At 44.7% G+C, this 23,145-nt stretch carries 24 protein-coding genes; 6 read left to right on the forward strand and 18 right to left on the reverse strand.

The genetic code is table 11. The features are described 5' to 3' along the window. The first annotated feature begins 34 nt into the window (after positions 1-34). The gene (locus tag JWV37_RS05185) at positions 35-280 is read left to right on the forward strand and encodes a hypothetical protein (protein WP_205458713.1); all 246 of its coding nucleotides are present in this window, start codon (positions 35-37) and stop codon (positions 278-280) included. A gap of 37 nt (positions 281-317) precedes the next feature. Here JWV37_RS05185 and JWV37_RS05190 read toward each other — a convergent pair whose 3' ends face one another. The 14 genes from JWV37_RS05190 to JWV37_RS05255 form a co-directional block, all read right to left on the reverse strand. After that, on the reverse strand, positions 318-1,652 hold the full coding sequence (locus tag JWV37_RS05190; RefSeq protein WP_205458714.1) for a nickel-dependent hydrogenase large subunit: 1,335 nt from the start codon (positions 1,650-1,652) through the stop codon (positions 318-320). Beyond that, positions 1,642-2,553 carry an NADH-quinone oxidoreductase subunit B family protein gene (locus JWV37_RS05195; RefSeq protein ID WP_205458715.1) on the reverse strand — a complete coding sequence of 304 codons (912 nt, stop codon included), beginning with the start codon at positions 2,551-2,553 and terminating at the stop codon, positions 1,642-1,644. The genes JWV37_RS05190 and JWV37_RS05195 overlap by 11 nt, the downstream gene beginning before the upstream one ends. Next, the gene (locus JWV37_RS05200; RefSeq protein ID WP_369407657.1) at positions 2,546-3,139 is read right to left on the reverse strand and encodes a TetR/AcrR family transcriptional regulator; all 594 of its coding nucleotides are present in this window, start codon (positions 3,137-3,139) and stop codon (positions 2,546-2,548) included. The genes JWV37_RS05195 and JWV37_RS05200 overlap by 8 nt, the downstream gene beginning before the upstream one ends. A 126-nt stretch (positions 3,140-3,265) precedes the next feature. After that, entirely contained in the window at positions 3,266-3,865 is a 600-nt protein-coding gene (locus tag JWV37_RS05205; protein WP_205458716.1) for a hypothetical protein, read from the reverse strand. 108 nt (positions 3,866-3,973) lie between these two features. Beyond that, positions 3,974-5,065 carry a CNNM domain-containing protein gene (locus JWV37_RS05210; protein ID WP_205458717.1) on the reverse strand — a complete coding sequence of 364 codons (1,092 nt, stop codon included), beginning with the start codon at positions 5,063-5,065 and terminating at the stop codon, positions 3,974-3,976. 99 nt (positions 5,066-5,164) lie between these two features. After that, positions 5,165-6,973 carry a menaquinone biosynthesis decarboxylase gene (locus JWV37_RS05215; protein ID WP_205458718.1) on the reverse strand — a complete coding sequence of 603 codons (1,809 nt, stop codon included), beginning with the start codon at positions 6,971-6,973 and terminating at the stop codon, positions 5,165-5,167. Positions 6,974-6,983: 10 nt separating this feature from the next. Continuing rightward, positions 6,984-7,934, reverse strand: coding sequence for a hydroxymethylbilane synthase (hemC, locus tag JWV37_RS05220; RefSeq protein ID WP_205458719.1), 951 nt, complete (start codon positions 7,932-7,934; stop codon positions 6,984-6,986). 1 nt (position 7,935) lies between these two features. Next, the gene (locus JWV37_RS05225) at positions 7,936-8,364 is read right to left on the reverse strand and encodes an FxsA family protein (protein ID WP_205458720.1); all 429 of its coding nucleotides are present in this window, start codon (positions 8,362-8,364) and stop codon (positions 7,936-7,938) included. Then, positions 8,361-10,067, reverse strand: a complete 1,707-nt coding sequence (locus JWV37_RS05230) for a proline--tRNA ligase (RefSeq protein WP_205458721.1) — start codon at positions 10,065-10,067, stop codon at positions 8,361-8,363. The genes JWV37_RS05225 and JWV37_RS05230 overlap by 4 nt, the downstream gene beginning before the upstream one ends. Next, entirely contained in the window at positions 10,064-11,368 is a 1,305-nt protein-coding gene (gene hemA / locus JWV37_RS05235) for a glutamyl-tRNA reductase (protein ID WP_205458722.1), read from the reverse strand. Before hemA ends, JWV37_RS05230 begins: the two co-directional genes overlap by 4 nt. Further along, positions 11,368-12,264: a polyprenyl synthetase family protein gene (locus JWV37_RS05240; RefSeq protein ID WP_205458723.1), complete on the reverse strand. Its 897-nt coding sequence runs from the start codon at positions 12,262-12,264 to the stop codon at positions 11,368-11,370. Before JWV37_RS05240 ends, hemA begins: the two co-directional genes overlap by 1 nt. Beyond that, positions 12,265-12,720 (reverse strand): hypothetical protein, encoded by a 456-nt coding sequence (locus JWV37_RS05245; protein ID WP_205458724.1) that lies wholly within the window; start codon positions 12,718-12,720, stop codon positions 12,265-12,267. Further along, positions 12,713-12,994 carry a DUF2018 family protein gene (locus tag JWV37_RS05250; protein ID WP_205458725.1) on the reverse strand — a complete coding sequence of 94 codons (282 nt, stop codon included), beginning with the start codon at positions 12,992-12,994 and terminating at the stop codon, positions 12,713-12,715. Before JWV37_RS05250 ends, JWV37_RS05245 begins: the two co-directional genes overlap by 8 nt. A 294-nt stretch (positions 12,995-13,288) precedes the next feature. Then, positions 13,289-13,654 carry a hypothetical protein gene (locus JWV37_RS05255; protein ID WP_240332034.1) on the reverse strand — a complete coding sequence of 122 codons (366 nt, stop codon included), beginning with the start codon at positions 13,652-13,654 and terminating at the stop codon, positions 13,289-13,291. Positions 13,655-13,807: 153 nt separating this feature from the next. On the opposite strand from JWV37_RS05255, the gene JWV37_RS05260 reads away from it, so the two are divergent. The 3 genes from JWV37_RS05260 to cysK are packed head-to-tail and all read left to right on the forward strand — an operon-like array spanning position 13,808 to position 16,406. Continuing rightward, positions 13,808-15,070 carry an O-acetylhomoserine aminocarboxypropyltransferase/cysteine synthase family protein gene (locus JWV37_RS05260; RefSeq protein WP_205458726.1) on the forward strand — a complete coding sequence of 421 codons (1,263 nt, stop codon included), beginning with the start codon at positions 13,808-13,810 and terminating at the stop codon, positions 15,068-15,070. A 3-nt stretch (positions 15,071-15,073) separates the two neighbouring features. Beyond that, on the forward strand, positions 15,074-15,487 hold the full coding sequence (locus JWV37_RS05265) for an RrF2 family transcriptional regulator (protein ID WP_205458727.1): 414 nt from the start codon (positions 15,074-15,076) through the stop codon (positions 15,485-15,487). 10 nt (positions 15,488-15,497) lie between these two features. Beyond that, on the forward strand, positions 15,498-16,406 hold the full coding sequence (gene cysK, locus JWV37_RS05270; RefSeq protein WP_205458728.1) for a cysteine synthase A: 909 nt from the start codon (positions 15,498-15,500) through the stop codon (positions 16,404-16,406). Positions 16,407-16,420: 14 nt separating this feature from the next. Here the strand turns inward: cysK and truC are convergent, their stop codons facing one another. After that, complete coding sequence (truC, locus tag JWV37_RS05275; protein ID WP_240332035.1) at positions 16,421-17,209, reverse strand: tRNA pseudouridine(65) synthase TruC; 789 nt, start codon at positions 17,207-17,209, stop codon at positions 16,421-16,423. Positions 17,210-17,400: 191 nt separating this feature from the next. On the opposite strand from truC, the gene JWV37_RS05280 reads away from it, so the two are divergent. Beyond that, positions 17,401-18,600: an EAL domain-containing protein gene (locus tag JWV37_RS05280; protein ID WP_205458729.1), complete on the forward strand. Its 1,200-nt coding sequence runs from the start codon at positions 17,401-17,403 to the stop codon at positions 18,598-18,600. Here JWV37_RS05280 and JWV37_RS05285 read toward each other — a convergent pair. From JWV37_RS05285 to JWV37_RS05295, 3 genes are read right to left on the reverse strand one after another with little or no spacing between them, the layout of a single operon-like run. Continuing rightward, complete coding sequence (locus JWV37_RS05285; protein WP_205458730.1) at positions 18,597-20,207, reverse strand: cation:proton antiporter; 1,611 nt, start codon at positions 20,205-20,207, stop codon at positions 18,597-18,599. The genes JWV37_RS05280 and JWV37_RS05285 overlap by 4 nt on opposite strands. Positions 20,208-20,210: 3 nt before the next feature. Then, on the reverse strand, positions 20,211-20,585 hold the full coding sequence (locus JWV37_RS05290; RefSeq protein ID WP_205458731.1) for a heat shock protein transcriptional repressor HspR: 375 nt from the start codon (positions 20,583-20,585) through the stop codon (positions 20,211-20,213). Between the two features lies 1 nt (position 20,586). After that, positions 20,587-21,465 carry a DnaJ C-terminal domain-containing protein gene (locus JWV37_RS05295; protein ID WP_205458732.1) on the reverse strand — a complete coding sequence of 293 codons (879 nt, stop codon included), beginning with the start codon at positions 21,463-21,465 and terminating at the stop codon, positions 20,587-20,589. A 212-nt stretch (positions 21,466-21,677) separates the two neighbouring features. Here JWV37_RS05295 and JWV37_RS05300 point away from each other — a divergent pair, with 212 nt between their 5' ends. Further along, positions 21,678-23,090, forward strand: a complete 1,413-nt coding sequence (locus JWV37_RS05300; protein ID WP_205458733.1) for a Do family serine endopeptidase — start codon at positions 21,678-21,680, stop codon at positions 23,088-23,090. Positions 23,091-23,145: the final 55 nt, after the last annotated feature.

Consider the following 23,145-nt stretch of genomic DNA (forward strand, 5'->3'; position numbering starts at 1 on the left):
CATCAACTTAATGATAATTATAAAGGAATTGCACATGGTTTTGGGATTTAGTATGTCGCTTGCACTCTATGTTAGTAGCATTAATGATTATCCCTATTTAGAAAAACGTGTGCCGCGCCCTCAAAAAAAAGAGGTTTCTATTGATTCAACCGTTACTCCTCGTGATTTCAACAAGAAAGCAGATGATTATAACCGTTGTATGAATGACGGAAAAAGCGAGAAAGATTGCAGACATTTACTTGGTCCAACGTACCACTTCAACATTGAAATAAAGCCTTAAAAAGTGTTTACTAGAGGAGTTTTACTTCAAAGAAAAATTACTGGGTTGTACACACAGAACAAACATCAAGACTTTTAAAAACAAGTTCGGCCTCACGCACACTTCTAGCCCCTAAAAGTGCCTTTTGAATCACAGAGGGTTCTTTTTTGGTGCCATTTCCAAGATTCCACACCGTGGGAGTGATGATATCATAGGAGAGAATTTTCCCTTTTTGTAGTTCAACCCTGTGTAGCAATGATCCTCGAGCCGCTTCGACCACACCTTGCCCTTTTATATTTAAGGTTTCAATCGGAAAAGTAGGTTTAACACAAGAAGGCTCTTCAATACAAAGGGCATCAAGCAAGTGTCGCGTTTGAACCACAAGGTGTGCAATCTCAATCACTCGGGCTAAAATTCGCGTGATTAGTGCATCTTTATATTTACGATGCATCTCCCGCACCAAAGGCTCTTTTTGTATCATCATGCGCGCCAAAGGGCCTGTTTCAAAATATTTGTTCTTATACAGAGCACTTTTAGAGTAAGTGTGACCATTTTTTTCAAAAAAGGTGTTGACCAAACTTTCACTAACATATTTTGGATCTGCGTTCACAACGCGAGTTTTAAGGCATTTTTGCGCACCCAGTCCATTATCAAAACCCAAAGCCAAAAACCTATCATAGCTTCGCCCAAGTGTCACAAAAGGTTCCCTGACAAGCACTTCAAAAATCATTCCCAACAACGGCATATGACCTAAGGTGCCAAAGACTATTTTTTCGGTCACAATTTCTCCACAGGCCACTCCAAAGAGGGTTTTTTCGCAAAAATTGTCCACCTCATCAAGAAGCAAGCGTGCTTGCATAATGTCCATTTGTGTAGGGTCACAGGTGACGCCACCAACCATCACGTAGCTCCCATGAGGCCATTGCCCACTAAAAATAGCACCCATTTTTAAAATTTTTGAAAATGCTTCTTGTGTTGCTACCCAAGGCTTACCCTGAGGCAAAACAATTTTTTCGAGACGCTTATCATGCTTTGCTAATTCTGGCACAACAGAAACCATTAGCCATTTTAAATGGTTTTGAATTTTTTCAGCATTGAGCACAATGGTGCGAATTGCTTTGGCTTTGGCTGAAATTTCAAGAGGGTATCCAAGAGAGGTGTAACAATCCTCAAGGGCCAACACAGCGGCACTGATATGCGCATGGGAACAAATACCACACACCCTAGGGGTAATGACAAGCGCATCAAGCGGGTGTCTCTCTTTTAAGATTTCCTCAATACCGCGAAAATTTAAAAAAGAGACCCTTGAATCAATAACTTTATTGTTTTCCCATGCCAACTCAAGCTTTGCCTCTCCTTCGATTTTAGTGATAATTTCTTTACTAATCCTCATCCATTAGCCTTTTTTCCAATCGTTCAATTCTAAACCCTTTAGCAACACCAGCAAGGGCATAATATGCACGTCTAGAAATCCCTACAGGAACAGCGGGAAGTGACATGTATTTGGGTGTCAAAAAAAGCGTTTGCCTAGGGAAGCTTGGTTCAGTACACCCCAAACAAGGACTACCTACACGTGTTTTACTGCTCGTCTCATTCCATAAAATTTTGTTGCAATTTGCGTGTGTCATGGGGCCTTGACACCCTTGCTCGTAAAACAAACACCCCTCTTTTATGCCAAAGGTATCACAATCCACCTTCCACTCAAAATACTCATTACGCAAACAGCCATGGTGGGCAAGGTATGCATAAATTTCCTTTGGACGGCAAAGAGTGTCAAGCACCAAAGGGCGGCGGTGCTTTAGTAGCATAAGCGTCTCAATAACCCATGAAGGATGCACCGGACACCCAGGAAGATTGACAAGAGAATTGCCTGCTAGCGTTTTCAATGCATCCCCAAAAAAGCCGCCTTTTTTTTCACCTCGAAAAAGACCACCCATGATTTTCTCTGGATCACGCTCTTTAAACACACCACCAAAAGAAGCACAACTTCCCACACACACCACATGGGTTGCGCGCGGCATCAGCACACCTAAAATCTCATCCAGCCCCATCCCATGGCGCTCTATCATAGAGGCATCATGACTCAAAGCACCCTCAATAATGAGCACATCAATAGCAGCAGGAGAATCCATTAGTGCTTTTAAAGTAAAGGGGGAAGGAAAAAGGGGATGGTATAAAAAAGAAAAAACCTCACAAAAAGAGGCAAATTGCGTATAATTTAACAAAGAGTGGCTATTACCATTACATGTAAGGCCCTGAACCCATGCAATGGTAAAGGGAGTTGCCTCAGGCATCTTCTGCTTTCAAGGCACGGTAGATGTTGTCTGCAATCTCGTCCACATAGGTTAACAGTCCTCGCGAAAGCGTATTTTCTCCATTAAGAAAAACAAACCCTCCCAAATAGCCCATTAGCAACCCAAAAGCGGTAAAAAAATCCTGATTGCGAAGTTCGCCTTTGCGCACGCCCTCTTCAAAGAAAATCATAAGTTCGGTCATAAACTCACTCACGCAAAGCATCCCTTCGCATCCGTCTTTAAAGACCTCTTTATTTGAGAGAAAAACACGTAAAAAATAATTCAAGTGTTCGGGTTTTTTTTCCGCAATCTGAAAGTAGGCCTCGACAATTTTTTGGATTTTTTCTTCCGTAGAAATGGGCATTTCATTGATTTTTTGGATTTTTTCCGCAATCATTTTTGAAGAATAACGAATAATTTCTCGCGCCAAAAGCTCTTTGGAAGTGTAGTAGTTATAAATATTTCCCGCACTCATCCCGATAGATTTTGCAATCTGGGGAATAGTGGTGGCATAAAACCCTTGGGTCGAAAAGAGTTTTAATGCCGCTTCTAAGATAAGTTCTGATTTGTTATTTACCTTTGCCACAATCTTTGCGTCCTTTACATGTAAAGCTTTTTACATGGTAGTTTTCGCAAAAGTGTAACACAAATACCCAAACAGTCAACTTTTGTTCACCAGAAAAAACTTCCACCGAGCATTGTGTCTCTCCTGTTAGAAAGAGAGGTTTTCTTGCGCTAACGCTTTTTTTAAAGTCTCCACAGAAAAAGCTTTATCATACATGTGCAATTCTTGCCAAGTAGAACCAATGAGTTTTGGTTTTACGTTGGTGTTTAGTTTCTGGCGAATGGCATCTAAAATCCGCAACAATATCGTCTGGACGCAGTAGTATTGTGCTGCGGTTAGGCGCTCACTCACTTCCACTAAACTGACATAAGGGGCAACCCGTTGCATCCTGCCATCCATGTCAACCTCGAGCCAAATACGCTTTGCATAAGGGTGTTGGTACTCTACGCCAAACTCGTTGACAAAGGAAAATTTTCGCAACTTTTGGGCAAAGGTGGATTTAGGCAAAGGATGTTTAGCGTGTTCAAAAAACAAAAAAGTAACCCACAAAAAATACTCTTCAAGTAAAATCCCTTTTTGGTTAATTTCGCCAATGGTCTCTTCTTCGATTTCCAACTGTTCGCGCAAGTATTGTAAGTGTTTTGTGCGCCAATTAGGGGTCTTGTCTTCTGCTTTTTTTTGCCATTCTATCAAAGTGGGCCGAGGGATATTGTAGCGTTCTACTAGGGGCTTATAGGCAATTCGCATTGCTTCCTCCAAAGGTCAGGATTCATCACTTTATTGGGCTAAAGCATGAAATGCATGCTTTAGCCCAAGATGATTGCCTTTCTTGGAAGCAAAAATCGTACCATTATTTTACGAAGATTGGCCTTCTTGCCCTTGGGGCATCATATGCTTAAGGGTTTTTTTTATCTCTTTTTTCTGTTGTTTTTTCTTTAATTTCATGAGCGTCTTTGCAAACGCCTGCATATCATCGGTCGTATCGGCTTCATCCATGATTTCTACACCTAGCACCGTCTCGATACAATCTTCAAGGGTTACGATACCCTCCGTTTGGTCATAGCTGTCTATGACCACAAACATATGCTCACGGCGCTTAATAAACATATCTAAGGCATACGAAACGGGAATATTTTCGTGAATCGAAAATATTGGTTGCATGATGCTCTCAATGGCAACGTCTTGATTAATGATGGCCTTTTGAAAAATCTTCTTTGCCATCACCATGCCAACAACATTGTCAATACTACCCTCGTACACGGGTATGCGCGAAAACTTGTGGACCTCTTCTTTTAAAAGCACGTCGCGTACGCTCATGGTTTTCTCCACCGCAAACACCACGCTTCGGGGAGTCAAAATATCGTACACCTTGCTTTTACTCAACTGCAAGGTGTTTTCAATGATGTCAGACTCTTTTTCATCAATAATACCTTCATTTTCTCCCAAAAGTGCGCTTTGCAAGAACTCTTCACGGGTCATTGTGTGCCCTTTTTTGTTTCCTGCAATTTTTTTAGTTACAAAAATAGAAACAACCACTAACGGATAGGTAACAAAAACTAAAAATCGTATGCCAAAGGCTGCAACGGGAGCCAACTCTTTCCAATACAATGCGCCAATAGTTTTTGGAATAATTTCAGAAAGAAACAAAATAAGCAACGTAAGAATAGCTGAAACAAAAAACATTGCCTCAGAGCCAAAAATCTTCACTGCCTCAGCACCAACACCTGCTGCTCCTGCGGTATGAGAAATCGTATTGAGAATCAGAATCGACGAAAGAGGGACATCAATGTTTTTCTTAAATTTTTCAAGCAATTGCCCAACAGATGGACGTTCTTTTTTGAGTACTTGAATATAAGAATAGCTCAAGGAAAGCAGGATAGCTTCGAGTAGCGAACAGACAAACGAAACCCCAACAGCAATAGCCACATAAATAAACAAGAGCGTCATAGCACACGCTCCCAACGCTGAGGACTTGTAAAAAAATACGCGGTGACTTCCAAAATGCGCATGCGCATCTCCACAAAGCACCGCTTAGGCGATGAAGGTTCAGACATGGTAGTGTTTTAAAAACTCCTTTGTTACGGTAATTATTTTTCTCTCCTGCAATGAAGCAATCACCGCAGGGTCGCAATCTGTATCTTTAGGCCATTCACGCGCGTACCCATCAAGGGCCGTTTTATTGGTACCATCAAGAGCAATGTAACCCTCTTCTAGGTACACATCACGCAAAGCATCCATGTTGTTCACCGCACGCCAAACAAGCATGTAGGGGTTAGCAACATTGTTGCTCGCATAGTCAACAAAAACAAGCAGTTTAACATGTTCCTTGAGGACTTTCAAGGCCTCGTACACCTCTCCCATGGAAGAGGATTTTTCCACCCCAATAACACACACGGGTGTTTTTGTGTGGGTTTTGTACTGTTTTACTGCTTTAATCTCGGGAACGAGTGCCGACATTTTAGCATAAAGCTCTCCATCTTGCAGTATCTTTTTGTCTAAAAAAGGAACGTTATCTTGGGTACAATCAAGACCTAGTTTTCCCCCATAGCAGGCATTAGGCGAAGCATGGTCAAGGGCATCGCACACCCCCTCACTAATCACGATATTACCCACCTTAACACGGTCAAGAATGTATTCACTCACCGCGTCATAATCACCAAGCTTTGGCGCATCAGCTCCCAAAAAGAGCGCGTGCTTCACAAAACTCATCTGCCCTACTCCCCAAAACGCGTGCATAAATTGCTTGGCATGTCCAGGATAGCGGGTTTCCATCTTGGCTAAAATAAGGTTATGAAACACCCCATTTTCAGGCATCTCATAATCAATCAAATCAGGCGCTGTGGTTTTAAGCAAGGGCAAAAACACCCGTCCTGTGGCCCAGCCCATGTATTTATCCTCCAAAGGTGGCTTGCCCACCACCGTAGCCAAATAGACAGGGTTTTTTTTGTGCGTAATGCAACTTACCTCCATCACAGGGTAAGGCTCTTTAAGAGTATAGTACCCCGTGTGGTCACCAAAAGGCCCTTCGATACGCATTTGTGTTGGATCCACCCAACCCTCGATGACATAATCCACATCTTCAGGTACATAGATAGGGTTAGTCAAAGATTTAACCAAGCGGGCATTTTTTTCTTTAATAAGCCCGTAGAGCATCAGTTCAAACACGCCATTTGGCATAGGGGCTTGCCCGCACCAAATGTAGAGCGGGTCTCCGCCAATGGCAATAGAAACAGGCATGGGTTGCCCTGCTTGTTTGTATTCGTGAAAAAAGTGCGCACTGTCTTTGTGAATTTGCCAATGCATTCCAAGGTGTGTTTCATCGTACACTTGCAAGCGGTACATACCAAGATTGTGCTTTGTGCCATCCAAACTGGTTGTATAGACTTGCCCCATGGTAATAAAAGGTCCGCCATCCTCGCTCCACGTGGTCAACACAGGGATGTCGTACAAATTGGGCTTTTCTTGCACTACTTCTTGGCATACACCCTTGGAATTTAGGCGTTTTGGAAAAACATTTTTGAGGTTAAAGAGTTGGCCAAGCATGCCCATTGTGTTAAAAAACCCTTGAGGAGGCTTTACATGTAACAAATCATCAATTTCTTTAGCGACCGCGTCAGGCTCTTTGCCAAAAAACAAACGGGTGGCTTCGTAAGAACCAAAGACGTTCATCAGCACCGGCACATCAAAGGTTTTACCCAAACGTTTGCTTACAGGCTTAGTAAAAAGCAAGGCTTTAGAGTCGGGTTTTTTGACTTCCACATAGGCTGTGTGAGGGATTTCTAAGTCAATATCCACAGGTTCGTCGATAACCCGTAACAATCCGTGCTGTTTGAGTAAATCAATGGTTTCTTGCATCTTTCCCCTCCTAGTCGTTAAAAATAACCGTCATGGCCATAGTTTCGGCCTCTTTAAGCAATGCACGTGCTCCACGTTCCACCATGCGTTTGGCCAAAACTTCACCCACGTGGGCGTATTCTTCCCTCTTATATGTAAGGCTTTCCTCGAGGATTTGGCTAGCATCTGGCAAACCTACCATAGCCTTTACATGTATATGGTCTTTTTCCAAGGTTGCGTTCACGCCGATAGGCACTTGGCATCCCCCTTCTAAGATGCGCACAAAATCCCGCTCAATGGTTGTCTCGATGATGGCTTCGTCGTCGTTTAAAAAGGCTAACATTTCGCGAAGTTCTGGTGTGTCCACGCTTTCGATACCTAAAGCCGCTTGGCCGCTTGCAGGAATCATCCACGTTTTTTCGATAGGCGCAAAATAGCGCACTTCCTCTTGAAGCCCCAAGCGCACAATGCCAGCGGTTGCTAAGATGATGACGTCAAATTCCCCCTCTTTAAGCTTACGAATGCGGGTATTGACATTGCCTCGCAAGTTTTTAATCACCAAATCAGGACGCTTGGCTAGCAGTTGCATCCGACGGCGTAAACTGGTTGTGCCCACCACGGCACCTTGGGGCAACGCGTCAAGTGAAGCGTATTTTTCTGAGAGCATCGCGTCACGGGGGTCTTCGCGCTTAGTGAGTGCCACAAGGGCCAAACCTTCAGGAAACTCTGCGGGTACGTCTTTGAGGCTATGCACCGCCAAATGGGCATTGCCGCGCAACATCTCCTCTTCAAGCTCTTTGGTAAAAAGTCCTTTGCCACCAATCTTTGCCAGTGGCGTATCTAAAATCTTATCGCCTTTTGTTTTGATGATATTAAGGTCTATATGTAAAGAAGGGTACCGCTCCATAAGTAAAGCTTTGATGTGTTCGGCTTGCCATAAGGCTAGCTGGCTTCCGCGGGTGGCGATGATAATGTTTTTCATATTAATCCTTCTTAAGTTCTTTAGTATGGGGTGATTCTTCAATTACCTCCACGTCAATGACGCTTTGGTCGCGACGCGTACGTCCATCAGGGCGAGTAGCGGGTGGCGCGAAACGCTTAGAGACCAACGTCGCCACGGCGCTAAATTGCAAGGCAAGTCCTACAATGTCGCTAAAAACTCCAGGTAAAATGAGCAAAAATGCCCCAATCACCGTAAAAAGGCTAATTTGGCTCAGCCCTTCAGGAGTAAGATTACGCTGGGCAAGGGCTTGCAAGCTTTGGGCAAGAGTGGCGCGAAAGTTGGCCAAGAACAATGCACCTAAAAACGCCGTGCCCATAATCTCCACAAAAGCACCAAGGCCGCCAAGTTGGCTAAAGACATTGACACTAATGAGGGTTTCAAAAAACACATAAAGGATAAAATAAATCACACCAAACGCCTTAGAATCTCCGCTTCGACCACATCGATGCCCATGCCCTCTTTTTCAAGAGTTTTGCGGCTCACAAGCTCCACCTTGCCCTCTTTAAAGTCCTTGCCTACAACCACCGCATAGGGGAATCCGATGAGCTCAAAATCGCTCATTTTAAACCCAAAACGCTCATTGCGGTCATCCAAAAGCACTTCTACGCCCTTGGCTTTTAAGGACTCGTACAAGGAGACGGCGTAGGCCAAACTCTCTTCGTCTTTGGTATTAGAAACGATGATTTCAACGGCATATGGGGCGGTTTGAAGGTTCCAAATGCACCCTTTTTCATCGTGGCTTGTTTCAATCATCACCGCAATCAAACGGCTCACTCCAACCCCATAACACCCCATCCAAAAAGGCTGTGCTTTGCCGTTTTGGTCCAAAAAGGTTGCGTTCATGGCTTTAGAATACTTTTGACCCAGTTGAAAAATGTGCCCTACTTCGATACCTTTGGTGATGCCAAGCTTCCCGCCACATGCCACACAGCAATCCCCCGCCTCCACTGCGACCAAATCCTTAAAACGCGAAGGTTTAAAGCTTGCAACTTTCACGCCCACCCAGTGATAGTCTTGCTCATTGGCACCACAAATGAGGTTAGCCTCACCTTCAAGCTCTTGGTCGATGTAAAACTCTACGCCCTCAGGTAAGCCAATAGGCCCGCAATACCCTGCTATAAGCCCTGCTTTTTCGATCTCTTCCGCCGTTGCGTCGGTGAGTTCGAGGGCACCGCACGCGTTTTGCGCTTTGGTTTCTTGTAACGCGTCGCACCCGCGTACAAAAAAGACCACCACAGCTTCTTTGTCTTGAAAAACAGCTTTTTTAATGACCGCTTTGATGGTATAAAAAGGGTCTACATGTAAGTACGCGCCGACTGCTTCAATAGTGTTTTGATTGGGCGTGTGAAACTTGGCGGGATTAGCCTGTGGAGCTTCGAGGGTTGTGGTTTTTTTAGCGCGCTTTGCCGCTTCGATGTTGGCACCATAGTTGCACCCATCGCATACCACGATGTCGTCTTCCCCATTGGGCGCTAAGACCATAAACTCTTTGCTTCCGCTTCCGCCAATAGCCCCGCTATCTGCTTCAACTGCGCGAAACTTAAGGCCAAGACGCTCCAAAATACGCGTATAGGTGGCTTCCATAAGGTTAAATTCACGCACCAAATCCTCTTGGCTCGCGTGAAAACTGTAGCCGTCTTTCATGGTAAACTCACGCCCCCGCAACAGACCAAAACGTGGCCTTGCTTCATCACGGAATTTGGTGGTGATTTGGTACAAATGCAAAGGCAATTGTTTGTAAGAATTAATGCGATTACGCACCATGTCTACCACCACTTCTTCGTGGGTTGGGCCCAACACAAAGCCATTTTCTTTACGGTCGCTAAAGCGCAACAGCTCTTTGCCAAACACACTGTAGCGCCCGCTTTCTTGCCACAAATCTGCAGGACTTACGACACCCATTTGCACCTCTTGGGCACCAGCGTTATCCATCTCTTCTTTCACAACTTGGCGGATTTTATCAAAAACAATTTTACCCATAGGCAAAAAGTTATACAAACCGCTTCCTACTTGTTGAATAAACCCTGCGCGGGTTAAAAAGATGTGGCTAGGAAGTTGGGCATCCTTGGGGGTCTCTTTTGTTGTTGGGGCGTAAAGGTTAGAAAATCTCATGCATGTTTCTCCAGTTGATAGTCACATTGGTAATGGTCGAGTTGTTTGTTTTCTTCTTCGTTAATGTCAAAAAAGTATTGAATGGCTTGCACAATGGTATCGGATTCTGGCTGTTCAGCAATGGCTTTAAGGTTTTTAGTAGGACGATGCAAAAACGCGTTAAAGACTTGATGCACCACGCGCATCACTGCTTCTTCGCTCTCTTTGGGAATGTACCCTTTTTTTGCCGCCTTGGCGACCTCTTGCATGGCGCAATTTTTGGCTTTTTCGCGGATTTCCTTGATGATGGGATCCACGCTTAGAGTTTGTAACCACCTGAAAAACTCGATGGTCGAACGCCCCACAATGCCATAGGCTACCTGGGCTTGTTCTTCCCGAAGGGAGACGTTGCGCGAAACGATTTCTTTTAAATCATCCACTGCAAAAACCTGCACATTTGCACGGGGTGAAAGCTCGATGTCTCGAGGCACCGCAATATCAAAAAAATAACGCGGATGCTCTCGGTAAGAAAGCATCCCATCCGTCACAATGGGCTTAGAAGCGCCTGTGGCAGAAAAGATGAACGAAAAGCGGTTGACGTATTCGCCTAAAAAGGAAAAATCATCCACCCGCACGTCCCCTTCCACACTCGCCGCTAGGGCGTAAGCATTCGCAGGGGTGCGATTAATGAGCACAACCTTGGCCTTGTGTGCTAGCAAATGCTTCACCGCCAACGTGCTCATCTCGCCCGCACCAATCACCAACACTTCTTTCCCTTCTAACGACCCTGCAATCTCCTCGGCTTTAGAAACAGCAACACTCGAAACAGAAATGGGACTTTGAGAGATGCTTGTCTGGCTACGCACCAAGGCAGCACAGCGAAAAGCATGGTGCATGGCACGGCTGAGTTTCAGGCCACAAAACCCTTCTTCATAGGCAAAACGGTACGCATCTTTGAGTTGCCCCACAATCTGCGTCTCGCCAATCACCAAGCTATCAAGAGAGGAAGCAACCGCAAAGAGGTGATGGATGGCGCCATTGTCTTCGTACACGTCCACACGCCCAAGAATGTCCTCTTTATCCACCTTGCACACTTCCACCAACTGGCTCGTGATGTGGGCTAGTGCTTCCTTGCACTCTTTGGCGCTTGTGATGATTTCAACACGATTGCACGTAGAGAGAATGATGGCTTCATTAAGACTTGGATGAACAACAATGCGACACAGCATGTCGCGTAGTTTTTCTTGTGAAGCAAAAGAGAGTTGTTCGCGAATCCCAATGTCGGTGTTTTTGTGCGTGAAACTCATCGTCATATAGTGCATCAGAACTCTCTTTCAATCATCTGAATCACGACCTTATCTAGCCCCTCTACCCCTGTTTTGGCAATAGCTTCAAGGGCTTCTTTGCCAAGGCTTTTGGCGTGGTCGATTGCGCGCGCAAGAGCGCCTGTGGTGCGCATTTTTTCTTGAATCCACACCGCTTGATCGGGCGATAATACCACGCCAAAAAGCGAAAGGAGCACCGCCTTGTCTTGCGCATTTAATGCTTCATACATGTAAAGGTATGGCAAGGTTGTTTTTCCCTCGGCAAAATCATTCAACGCAGGTTTTCCCAACGTCTGGCTGTCTTGCGTGATATCTAAAATGTCATCCACAACTTGAAAAGCAAGCCCCAGATTTCTCCCATACGTCGCAAAAGGTTCCCATGGTTTTCCCACAAGTTGCGCTGCTGCTTTTGCGCTGGCTTCAATGAGCGAAGCGGTTTTGTTGTAAATCATCTGGTCATACGCCGTTTTATCAGTGTGAAAGGCTTGGGAAAGTTCCACGTCTTGAAGTTCACCAAGACTTAACAAAGCAACCGCATTAGAAATTGTTTGGGCAACCGCAGAAGGAAGGGCGCAAAGTTCAAAAAACCCTTTGGAGTAAAGAATATCGCCTAGCATAATGGCGGTTTTGTTGCCAAAGCAGGCATTAACAGAATCCACCCCGCGTCGCGTAAGCGCGTCGTCAATCACATCATCGTGCAACAAACTTGCCGCATGAATCAGCTCCACAATGGCCGCTAACTTCACCGCATCAGGATGCGCACCAGCAATTCTTAAAATCAACTTCGCCCGAAGCCGTTTTCCACTGGGGACACTTTCGTACAAAGCACACACCCGTGCATCGCCCAAAGAAGCGACGATTTCCCCCATCGTTTTTTCTACTGATTCAAGCACCTATTCATTCCGCCTTGTTCTAGGATCATCAAACTCAATCAAAACACGCTTTTGCCTATCTTCAATATACACTTCTAGAAATGCCACTTTTTTCTCTGTATCAAAATCTTCAAACACTAACCACAACGCTGTCTTTCCTGCAATCCTATTAGCAGGATCAAACAACAAAGGCTCCCGCACTACCTCAAGACCACGGCGCAAGGAAAGAGTGTGTTGCTTAGGAAACCCCCGAAAATGCGTGTGCACAATCAGATTGGTTGTATCGTACAGCGTCCAAGAGAAGCGGTACTCTTCGCGTCCTCCGTTGACTTCGTCTTTTAAATGCTCAGGGTAAACAAATACACTCGCCCATTCGTCTTTTTCAAGCACGAAACGGTATTGGTGTGCCCATTCAACTTTTGCATGAAGAGAAAGTGTCAAAGCTGCGAGTAGCAACCCTTTAAAAAGGTTATTCATTTTGGGTTAAAATATCTCCCACGAGGTTGATATACATGTCCGTCTTTCCTGCTTCCAAATCATCTTGGCGCTCATACTTAAACGCCTTAACAAGAGATTCTAAAGACTCATCCTCCCCTAGGCGTTCACTTAACAACGTCTCTATGGCTAGGTGTCGGTCTAAAAAGAGATCAAATTCATGTTCTACAACACTGCGGTTTGCATGTAATAATATGTCAAAAAATTTTGATTTAGGGGAACCCAAAAAAGGGTCATTTTCGTCTACTTTTAACATGTGTCTCCATTAATTAAAGGTTGGATTATAGCACATCATATCTTGCATTAGCCAAAAAGCCAAAACCTTGTTTTTTAGGCAGACAAAGTGGCAAAACAGAAGAAAAATGGCAACAAAAACCTTAGCGTGATTATCTGAATATTTGGTAAATATACCCCATTTTTATCATAAAACTAGGCTATGAAAAACAAACAACTAAAATCAAAAAAAAGATAATTAATGAATAAAAATAGGGGCAAAAAAACCCTTAAATACGATATTTACATAAAAAAATACAAATTATTTTATGTAATATTAATACCCATCATCGTAGATTTTGGAGCGGTGTTTGTTTTTTTTGTAGCTGCTAGTTGTTTTGAGTTTTTGAATAGCATTGGCTTCTTTTAATAGCACCTGCAACACAACCTCTTTTTCTTGAGGATTTTTGATGGTTTCTAGTACAAAATTGACATAATCTTCCAAGGCGCGCGTATAGGGTGAATCAAGAGAAACAGCAGGGACTTTACTTAGTACAGTATAATTTTTTTGCATCCTGAGTATAAAAAGTTCTAAATTAAAATCCTCACGTTTTAGTAGTGCGGCCGCGGATTTAACAAATCTTTCTAAGGCACGCACATATTTCACGCGCTGCTCTTTTTCTTGTATATGAAAAGGTTTCAATGGTTTTGCCTTACATGTAAAGATTTTTGTCTATTATACCACTCTCTTTACTTTTTCTCTTTAATCTTGACTACTCTTATTAATTTACTTGACATTATCAAAGAACTTTACTATACTTTCATCAATACTTCAATTTTAAACAAAGGAAACCACATGACGCAAGAAACACAGGCACTGCATTCTGGGTACGATAAGGCGGCTTTTGGAACCATGGCTGTGCCACTTTATCAAACCACAGCGTACGATTTTGGTAGTCTTGAAACCGCCGCTAACCGCTTTGCTCTTCGGGAGCTTGGGCCTATTTATACGCGTCTTAACAACCCAACCACTGAGATTTTGGAATCACGCATGGCGGCCCTAGAGGGAGGCAGTGCGGCTCTTGCTACAGCAAGTGGGCAATCTGCTATCTTTTATGCCATTGCCAACCTCGCCAAAGCGGGCGATAACATCCTTGTGGCAAAGAAAATTTACGGAGGTGCTACCACCCTCCTAACCCACACCTTTAAACAATTTGGCGTTACCGCAAAACTATTTGATAGCGATAAAGCAGAAGATCTAGAAGGCTTGATTGATGCGTCCACAAAGGCCATTTTCTTTGAATCCCTTTCCAACCCACACATCTCTATCAGTGAGTTTGACACCATCGTGCAAGTCGCTCAAAAACACGGCATTGTGACCGTTTGTGACAACACCGTTGCTACACCTATTTTGTGCCAACCCCTTAGCCTTGGTGTCGACGTAGTCGTCCACAGTGCGAGCAAGTACATCAACGGCCAAGGCACGGCTATAGGTGGCATCATCACAGAGCGCAAAGGACTAAATGATTTGCTCATCGACAACCCCCGCTACCCCCAATTTAACGAACCGGATGAGAGTTATCATGGCCTTGTGTACGCACAACTTCCTTTTCCGTTATTTACCTTGCGCGCCCGCTTGTCGCTCATTCGCGACATTGGAGCAGCCATCTCGCCTTTTAATTCGTGGCTCTTGATTCAAGGCCTTGAAACCCTTTTTGTGCGCATCAAAGCCCACAGCGAAAGTGCGCTAAAAGTAGCGCAATACCTACACGAACATCCTAGTGTTACCCTAGTGGGCTACCCAGGACTTCATAGCGACGCACACCACGCAAAACTCAACCGTTATTTTAAATTCCCTCATGCTTCAGGGCTTATCCATGTCGAACTTGAGAGTGAAGAACTTGCCAAACGCCTCGTCAATGAGACCAAAATCTTTAGTGTCGTAGTCAACATTGGAGATTCTAAGTCACTCATAACACACCCCGCAAGCACCACACACCAACAAGTTTCTGCAACTGAATTGGAAGCTTCAGGAGTCAACAACCGTGTCGTTCGCCTAAGCATTGGCCTAGAAAACACTGATGATCTCATCAACGACATCGCATCGGTATTAGGATAACCCATGGCACTCATTTCTTCGAAAGGCGCTTATGGACTTCGCGCCATGTACGAACTCTCGCTCGCACAAGAAAACACGCCCGTGCAAATTAAACACATCGCCGCCAAAACGGGGTTGTCCCAAAATTACCTTGAGCAACTCCTTAGCATCTTGCGTCGGGCGGGTTTAGTGGAGAGTATTCGCGGTGCCCACGGGGGCTATCACCTCGCCAAACCCGCGGAAGCTATCATTGTCGGGGAGATTTTGGAGGTTTTAGAGGGAGAACTTCAAATCCTTAACCAAGGGGGGCAAAACGACCCTCTGGTTCTATTTTACGAAACATGCCACGAGCGGTTGGTGGAGATTTTCAACCTCCCTCTTTCCGCATTGCAGCAGTACCACGAACGCCTTTTGGGCCAACTTCACTACACGATTTAAAGGACAAACCATGCCTATTGCATCCAATATTACAGAACTTATCGGCAAGACCCCACTGCTTAAACTCAACCACGTGAACGACCACGCCACCATCCTTGGTAAGTGCGAGTTTTTAAATCCTACTCATTCAGTCAAAGACCGCATCGCTTACAGCATGATAAAAGCGGGGATTGATGCGGGGAAAATTGACAAAAACACCAGCATCATCGAGCCCACCAGTGGCAACACGGGCATCGGTCTTGCGATGGTGTGCGCCTCTTTGGGCCTCAAACTCACCCTGACCATGCCAAGCTCCATGAGCATTGAACGGCGCAAACTCCTCAAAGCCCTTGGCGCGGAACTTGTGCTCACCGAACCCGAATTTGGCATGAAGGGGGCTGTTGATAAAGCCAAAGAGTTGGCTCTTGCTACGCCTAATTCTTACGTCCCTCAACAGTTTGCAAATCCCGCAAATCCCGCTATCCATGAAACAACAACCGCCAAGGAAATCTGGGAAGACACTGAGGGAAAAGTAGATATCTTTGTAGCTGCTGTTGGCACAGGAGGAACGATTACGGGTGTTGGAAACATTCTAAAGGCCCACAATCCCAACATCAAAATCATTGCCGTTGAGCCCAACCTTTCGCCTGTTTTAAGCGGCGGCAACCCAGGGCCACACAAGATTCAAGGCATTGGAGCAGGCTTTGTACCCGAGGTGCTAGACACTGCTGTTTACGATGAGATTATCCAAGTTTCTTTTGAAGACGCCGTAGAAACCTCACGCAATTTAGCCCGAAAAGAAGGGTTACTGGTAGGCATCTCTGCAGGCGCTAACGTGTGGGCAAGCGCCCAAATAGCCCAGAAAAATCCTAGTAAAACCATCGTGACCATCTTGTGTGACACAGGAGAGCGTTACCTTAGTACGGTTTTATACGAATAATCTTCCACGGAGCCTTACATGTAAGGCTCCAACACCTCACGCCATCCGTTCATTTCACACACCTTTTGAAACATCTCATCCACCCCAGCACGCAGCACAAGCGTCTCTTTTGCATAGGGATGCGTAAAAGTTAAGTCTGCTGCGTGAAGCAACAAACGGCGGCACCCGTAATGCTCCCTTGCAAATTGATTATGCTCGCCACGCCCGTATTTTGTGTCACCCAAGATGGGGTGCGAAAGGTGCTTCATGTGGCGGCGTAATTGGTGTTTTCTGCCCGTTTGAGGACGCAACTCCACTAGCGAATAGCGCGCCGTCTCAAAACCTCCCACCGCGTGAGCAAGTTCTACCTGCGCCAATGGCGCAAACGCCGTGATGGCTTCTTGGGCTTCTTTGTCTTGGCGTGCGTGTTTGTCGGCGATTTTGTCCAACTTTTCCCGCAAAGGATGGTCCACGACTCCGACTTCGTTCACAAAACCCCGCACGATGGCAAGGTAGGTTTTTTGAGGATGGTGCTCCATAAACTGTTCTCCAAGGCGCCTTGCAGTGAGCGCATCAAGGGCAAAAAGCAGCACCCCCGAAGTGGGTTTATCTAGCCGATGCACTGGAAAAACATGCTGCCCAATTTGGTCGCGCACCATTTGCAGGGCAAAAAATTGTTCATGGCGGTCAATCATCGACTTGTGCACGAGCAAGCCACTGGGCTTATTGACCGCCACAAGGCAGTCATCACGGTAGAGGATTTCAAGTTCTTTATTGGCCCACATTAGTTCTCCAAAATACAATGCAAATAATTTTGATGCCATTGTAGCAAGAAAACAGACTTTTGAGTTAAAGTAATGGCATACATTTATTTTTACTTTTAAAGTATTTAATACGACTTTAAAAGTAACTTTTGGCTGCAGATTGCTTTACATGTAATGCTCTTTGTGTCTAAAAATTAACCAAAAAAACAAATCTTCCTGTGTTAAAATTCATCCTTTAAAGGAATTTAAACATGGTTACTGCACTGATTGAAACAGATAGTATTTGCATATTTTTTCAGCCCATCGTCTCCATTCGTCACGCAAAAGTGATTGGACTTGAGGCACTAGCAAGAGCCTATGACGCACAAAGCGAACTAATCGCACCGAGTTTTTTGTTTGCCCAAGCCAAAAAAGAAGGGGCTTCGTTTGAGCTCGATAAATTTGTTCGTAAAAAAGCTATTCAAGCTTTTGTTCCCCACTATCATGCCGATACGGGCTTGTTTTTATTTCTTAATTTTGAATCCCATCTTCTTGATCAAAAGCTCGATTTTAGTGCTTTTGAATTTGACAAAATAGTTGCGGAGCTTGGCATTCCTCCCCGTAGCGTTGTGTTGGAAATCAAAGAAGACGAGGTCCAAAACAGCCACCATCTAAAACTCTTTTGTGAACATTACCGCAACCTTGGGTTTATCATTGCTTTGGATGATTTTGGCGCAGGGAGTTCTACGTTTGACCGCCTTGCCATTGTGCGCCCCAACATTGTCAAACTTGACCGCTCTTTGGTGTTTAACCTGCACCAAAATTTTATCCATCAAGAAATCTTAAAAGCGATTACCAACATGTGTTTTAACATTGGGGCACTAGTTTTGTGTGAAGGAGTAGAGTCCGAAGAAGAAATTTTAAAAGCGTTGCGCTTTGATGTGGATATTTTTCAAGGTTTTTGGTTTGCCAAACCCTCATCCACTGCCCCCTCTTCTCCTTTGTTGTTTCAAAAAATCCAACACGTAGGCAACATTCACTCCGAACACGCAAAACTTAGTCTTCACAAAAAAACACAACTTATTCGCATTGCCACTAAACATGCTCAAACCATTATTGAAAAAATATCTACCAGTACGACCGAGGATTTACGCAACTATCTTTGTCAAGCAGACGATTTGGAAGCTATTTACCGCATCGATGCTACCACGGGCTTGCAAATTGGTCAAACTATTATCGACATTTCAGGCGGATGCTTCTTTCAGCCTGCCAAAGAGGGGGATAACCACTCCCTTAAGGAGTATTTTTACATCACTAAAGAATCACAGCGCCGTAATTTTTTGAGTCAAAAATATATTTCACAAGCCTCGGGAGCCATGTGCCGCACCTTTGCCCAAGTGTTCAAAAAAGACGGACGCGAACAAATCCTCTGTCTTGACCTCAAAGCAAGTGCTTTTTTGGCAACCTCCTAGGATTTTTCCATGCGACACTGAAGTGCTTCGTGAATGAGGGCCTTGGCGGTCTCTCTGCCCTCGTTCACAATATGCCCCACTTCAAGACTTTCTATCAATTTTTTCTCCTCAAAATCCGCCACCCGCACCACAAGATTAACAGACGCCTTGAAGCCCTTAATGGCTTCACATATCAAGCGTAGCTTGTGTTCATTATGCACCGCCACAATCACTGCAGCAGAAGTTCCCACAGAAGCGGCTTCAAGGATGCTCTTGTGGCTAGCATTTCCAAAAAAAACAGGCTCATTTCGTGCTCGACCTAGTTGCACCAAGCTAATATCGTGCTCAATCACAAGATAAGGAATGCTACGCTTTTTAAGACGGTAAACAATTTCTTGTCCAAGTTTTCCGTAACCACACACCACGATGTGATTTTTAACCTCCGAAGAAACCACGCGGTATTCATCAGCAAAGGTTGCGGGTGCCAAAATATCAGCAATCCATCGCACGTGGCGCAAGATAAGCGGGGTGAGCAGCATCGACACTACCACCATCATAATCAGCACTTGTGCCATTTGTGGCGGAATGATGGCGTTAGCGCGGGCAAGTTCAAACACTGCCAAAGAAAACTCGCCCACCTGAGAGATACTAATAGCCGTTTGTAGGGCAATGCGGCGGTTTTGAACCACACGTAAAATCCCAAAAATAATCACCGCCTTAATCACCATTACGGCAACAATAACTCCAAAAATCACTTCCCAGTACGCCGCCAACACCGCCACATCCACCTGAAGTCCCACGGTGATAAAAAATAATCCCAACAACAAATCCCGAAAAGGAATCAAATCTGCTTCAATCTGGTACTTAAACTTTGTTTCAGCAATCATCATGCCCGCCACAAAAGCGCCTAATGAGTAGGTAAACCCAAAAGCATGCGCAAGGTACGACGCTCCAATCACTAAAAACAAAATAGTAGCCACAAAGGTTTCTTCCGAATCTGTCGCCACTACATGTAAAAGAAGATGATTAAGAAGGTATTTCCCCACAACAAATAAGAGTAAAAGCACAATCGTCGCACTCACTACTGTCTCTTGCAATAGCGTACTAATAGAGGTTGTTTCAGCGGCAAAAATCGTAATCATTAAAAGAAGAGGAATCACCGCAATATCTTGGAAGAGTAAAATTCCAAGAGATTTTCGTCCATAAGTGGTATGAATATCGCCGCTGTCGTTTAACACTTTTAACACAATCGCCGTTGAAGAAAGGGCAAGAGCAAAGCCGATGATGATGGCGCTTTTTTGCTCAATTCCAAACACATATTGCGCTCCAAGGGAGTAGATGCCACCGCTAATAGCCACCTGTAAAAAACCATTAACAAAGACCTCTTTTTTCATGGCAATAAGGTGCTTGATGGAAAACTCCAGCCCAATCGTAAACATCAAAAAGACAATGCCAAACTCAGCCACATGGGTTAAGTCTGCGTTGCCATGCAAGTCAAACACTTGCGCAATCACAGCACCCGTTGCGATATAGCCAATAATCGTAGGAATGTTAAACCGTTTTAGGAGCACATTTAACGCCACAGCCAATGCCACAGCAATTAAAAAAATACTCAGAAACGATTCCACGCGCTACTCGCCAAAAAGAATGATTTCGTAAGTGTTTTTGCGCTTAACAAGAGAGTTTTGAGGAGGAACAGTGCCACGCTGGCTTACCTTGGAAACCTCAACGCGCAACTCTTCGATAAGCACTTCGTATTCGTCGATTTTTTCTTTAAGTTGCAACACCACATCCACACCTGCTAGGTTTACGCCCAAATCACGCGTAAGGCGCAAAATCATTTTAATCCTATCGATATCGCGTTGGGAATACAACCGCATTTTGCCATCAGTACGCGAAGGCAACACAAGTCCTTCACGCTCATATTGCCTCAGGGTTTGGGGGTGAATGCTAAGCACTTTAGCCACCACGCTAATCAAATAGACCGGCTCATCATACGTATGCATTTTATTCTCCTGGCAATTTTTCTTTCATAAGTTCAACCAATCCCGCATCAAGGCTTTCAACCGCAGGCAACGCGATGGACGCCTTGAGGTACAAATCCCCTTTTTCGCCCGATTTTCGGTTAATGACGCCGTAGCCTTTGACGCGAAATTTTTGTCCTGGCTTGGTGTTTTGCCCTACTTTAAGGGTGATCTCCTTTTCCAAGGTGGGCACGGTAATCTTGCCCCCAAAAAGCGCCGTTTTTAAGGGAATATCGATGCTTTTTTCCAAATCATCTCCCTCGCGGGAGTATTCAGGACTTGGCGCCACCTCTACACTCAAAAAGAGGTCGCCTTTTTGCCCTTGGTGGCTTTTGCCTTTGTTTTTAATGCGCATCTTTTCCCCATGTTTAATGCCTGCAGGGATTTTAATGTCGAAGTTTTCGCCACCGTAAGAGACCGAATGTTTTCCCCCTAAAATTGCCACATTAAAAGGAATAGTGATGCGTGCATTGACATCCAAATCAGGTTCGGCAAATTGTTCAAATCCACCGCCAAAATTGCTGAATCCGCCAAAATTACCAAAACTCGCTCCGCTAGCACCGCCGCGCCCAAAAATGTTACGCAGGATTTCGTCCAAGTTGCCATTGCCATGGGTGTGGGCAAAATCGTGAAAGTTTTGGCCACCAAACATGCTATCACCGTGCCTGTCGTATTGGGCTTTTTTCTGAGGATCACTTAAAATCTCATACGCCGCGTTGATTTCTTTAAATTTATCTTCCGCACCTGCGTCTTTGTTGACATCAGGATGGTACTTGCGGGCCAATCTTCTGTAGGCTTTTTTGATTTCATCTGCTGGGGCATCTTGACTCACCCCAAGTGTTTCATAAAGACTGCTACTCACCTTCTTCTCCTTGGCATAAAGCTGCTTAGTTTTATAGTTATTATAGTATAAAGCTTTAGTCTATGTCAATCAAGTTTAGCGCTCTACTCTTTACATGTAAGCCTATTTTTAGAGGTTTGCGGTTTACTCAACCGCTAAAAAATGTTTACTTTGTATTTAACCAAGAGGTTTATACTTCCCTCACTAAACCTTACATGTAAAGGAATCACACAATGAAACAACTTTTTTTATCCCTTATAATGGGAGTTTCTCTTGTTTACGGGGGTGGCTCCATCGCCTTCAATGACGCGCCCCTGGCCACCAAACGCGTTGCGCCCTCTGCTGGTGAAACCATTCTCTCTTTTCACGATGCGATTAAGGACGCCAAAAACAGTGTTGTCAATATTTCTACCACCAAAACCGTCCAACAAAACGACCAAATTCAAGACATGTTTAACCATCCTTTTTTTAGAGATTTCTTTGGCCCTGGCTTTCAAATGCCCCAACAAGAGCGCAAGGCCAGCTCTCTTGGCTCTGGCGTCATTGTTTCAAATGACGGGTATATCATCACCAACAACCATGTGGTTGAAGGGGCAGATGAAATCGTTGTTTCGCTCATTGACAACAGTAAGGAATTTAAAGCGAAAATCATTGGATTAGACCCCAAAAGCGACTTAGCCGTCATCAAAATCGAGGCCGATGACCTCCATGCTATCAAAATGGGTGATTCTTCTGCTCTCTTGGAGGGTGATGTGGTGTTTGCTATCGGCAATCCTTTTGGCGTGGGTGGCACCATTACTCAGGGTATCGTTTCCGCACTTAACAAATCGGGTATTGGACTCAATCGCTATGAAGATTTTATCCAAACAGATGCTTCTATTAACCCAGGTAACTCGGGTGGCGCCTTGGTTGATAGCCGTGGAGCCCTTGTGGGAATCAATACTGCCATTCTCTCTCGCAGTGGAGGCAACAATGGTATCGGTTTTGCCATCCCTTCCAATATGGCTAAAACCATCGCCAAATCCCTCATTGAAACGGGAAAAATCGAACGGGGCTATATGGGGGTTTCCATCGGGGATCTCACCAGTGACCTCAAAGAAGTCTACACCCATAAAGAAGGGGCTTTGATTTTAGGAGTAGAGGCAGGCGGACCCGCAGATGAAGCAAAAATTAAACGCTTAGACCTTATTACTAAAATTAACAATACCCTCATCAAAAACGCTAATGATTTAAAAAACACTGTTGGAGCCTTGCTTCCTGGAGAGAAGGCGCGCATCACCCTAGAGAGAGACAATAAAATCCTCACCACCACCGTCACTCTTGGAAACATAGACGCGGCCGAAAAAGGAATAACAGGTGCTCAAGATTCACGCATCAAAGGCCTCTCTCTTGGAGCGCTGGACGAGGAGAGTCGCTACCGCTATCGCATTCCTCAAAACGTTGAAGGCGTCTTAGTGCTTGAAGTTGAAAAAAATTCTGACGCGCAAAAATTTGGCTTTCGTCAAGGGGATGTTATCGTCCAAGTAGAACAAACCGCTGTTGCCAATCTTGAACAATTCAACAACGCCATAAAGCAAACCAAGCGCGATATGATTCGTGTACTTGTGAGCCGTGGTGGCTACATTTCTCCTATTCTTGTACGTTAAAATACTTTCGCGCCAAGGAACTCCTTGGCGCTTCCTCCTTTTGTGCTATAATTCA

The sequence above is a fragment of the Sulfurospirillum tamanense genome, from assembly GCF_016937535.1.
Lineage (GTDB): Bacteria > Campylobacterota > Campylobacteria > Campylobacterales > Campylobacteraceae > Sulfurospirillum_B > Sulfurospirillum_B tamanense.

What these genes read in the sequence shown, in the direction of transcription:
- truC (WP_240332035.1), bottom strand. Translation starts at nt 17,209, where the DNA reads ATGGCATCAAAATTATTTGCATTGTATTTTGGAGAACTAATGTGGGCC.
- hemA (WP_205458722.1), bottom strand. Translation starts at nt 11,368, where the DNA reads ATGCACTATATGACGATGAGTTTCACGCACAAAAACACCGACATTGGG.
- cysK (WP_205458728.1), top strand. Translation starts at nt 15,498, where the DNA reads ATGCCTATTGCATCCAATATTACAGAACTTATCGGCAAGACCCCACTG.
- hemC (WP_205458719.1), bottom strand. Translation starts at nt 7,934, where the DNA reads ATGAAAAACATTATCATCGCCACCCGCGGAAGCCAGCTAGCCTTATGG.
- JWV37_RS05265 (WP_205458727.1), top strand. Translation starts at nt 15,074, where the DNA reads ATGGCACTCATTTCTTCGAAAGGCGCTTATGGACTTCGCGCCATGTAC.
- JWV37_RS05185 (WP_205458713.1), top strand. Translation starts at nt 35, where the DNA reads ATGGTTTTGGGATTTAGTATGTCGCTTGCACTCTATGTTAGTAGCATT.
- JWV37_RS05210 (WP_205458717.1), bottom strand. Translation starts at nt 5,065, where the DNA reads ATGACGCTCTTGTTTATTTATGTGGCTATTGCTGTTGGGGTTTCGTTT.
- JWV37_RS05230 (WP_205458721.1), bottom strand. Translation starts at nt 10,067, where the DNA reads ATGAGATTTTCTAACCTTTACGCCCCAACAACAAAAGAGACCCCCAAG.
- JWV37_RS05245 (WP_205458724.1), bottom strand. Translation starts at nt 12,720, where the DNA reads ATGAATAACCTTTTTAAAGGGTTGCTACTCGCAGCTTTGACACTTTCT.
- JWV37_RS05280 (WP_205458729.1), top strand. Translation starts at nt 17,401, where the DNA reads ATGGTTACTGCACTGATTGAAACAGATAGTATTTGCATATTTTTTCAG.
- JWV37_RS05215 (WP_205458718.1), bottom strand. Translation starts at nt 6,973, where the DNA reads ATGCAAGAAACCATTGATTTACTCAAACAGCACGGATTGTTACGGGTT.
- JWV37_RS05250 (WP_205458725.1), bottom strand. Translation starts at nt 12,994, where the DNA reads ATGTTAAAAGTAGACGAAAATGACCCTTTTTTGGGTTCCCCTAAATCA.
- JWV37_RS05300 (WP_205458733.1), top strand. Translation starts at nt 21,678, where the DNA reads ATGAAACAACTTTTTTTATCCCTTATAATGGGAGTTTCTCTTGTTTAC.
- JWV37_RS05290 (WP_205458731.1), bottom strand. Translation starts at nt 20,585, where the DNA reads ATGCATACGTATGATGAGCCGGTCTATTTGATTAGCGTGGTGGCTAAA.
- JWV37_RS05205 (WP_205458716.1), bottom strand. Translation starts at nt 3,865, where the DNA reads ATGCGAATTGCCTATAAGCCCCTAGTAGAACGCTACAATATCCCTCGG.
- JWV37_RS05260 (WP_205458726.1), top strand. Translation starts at nt 13,808, where the DNA reads ATGACGCAAGAAACACAGGCACTGCATTCTGGGTACGATAAGGCGGCT.
- JWV37_RS05190 (WP_205458714.1), bottom strand. Translation starts at nt 1,652, where the DNA reads ATGAGGATTAGTAAAGAAATTATCACTAAAATCGAAGGAGAGGCAAAG.
- JWV37_RS05195 (WP_205458715.1), bottom strand. Translation starts at nt 2,553, where the DNA reads ATGCCTGAGGCAACTCCCTTTACCATTGCATGGGTTCAGGGCCTTACA.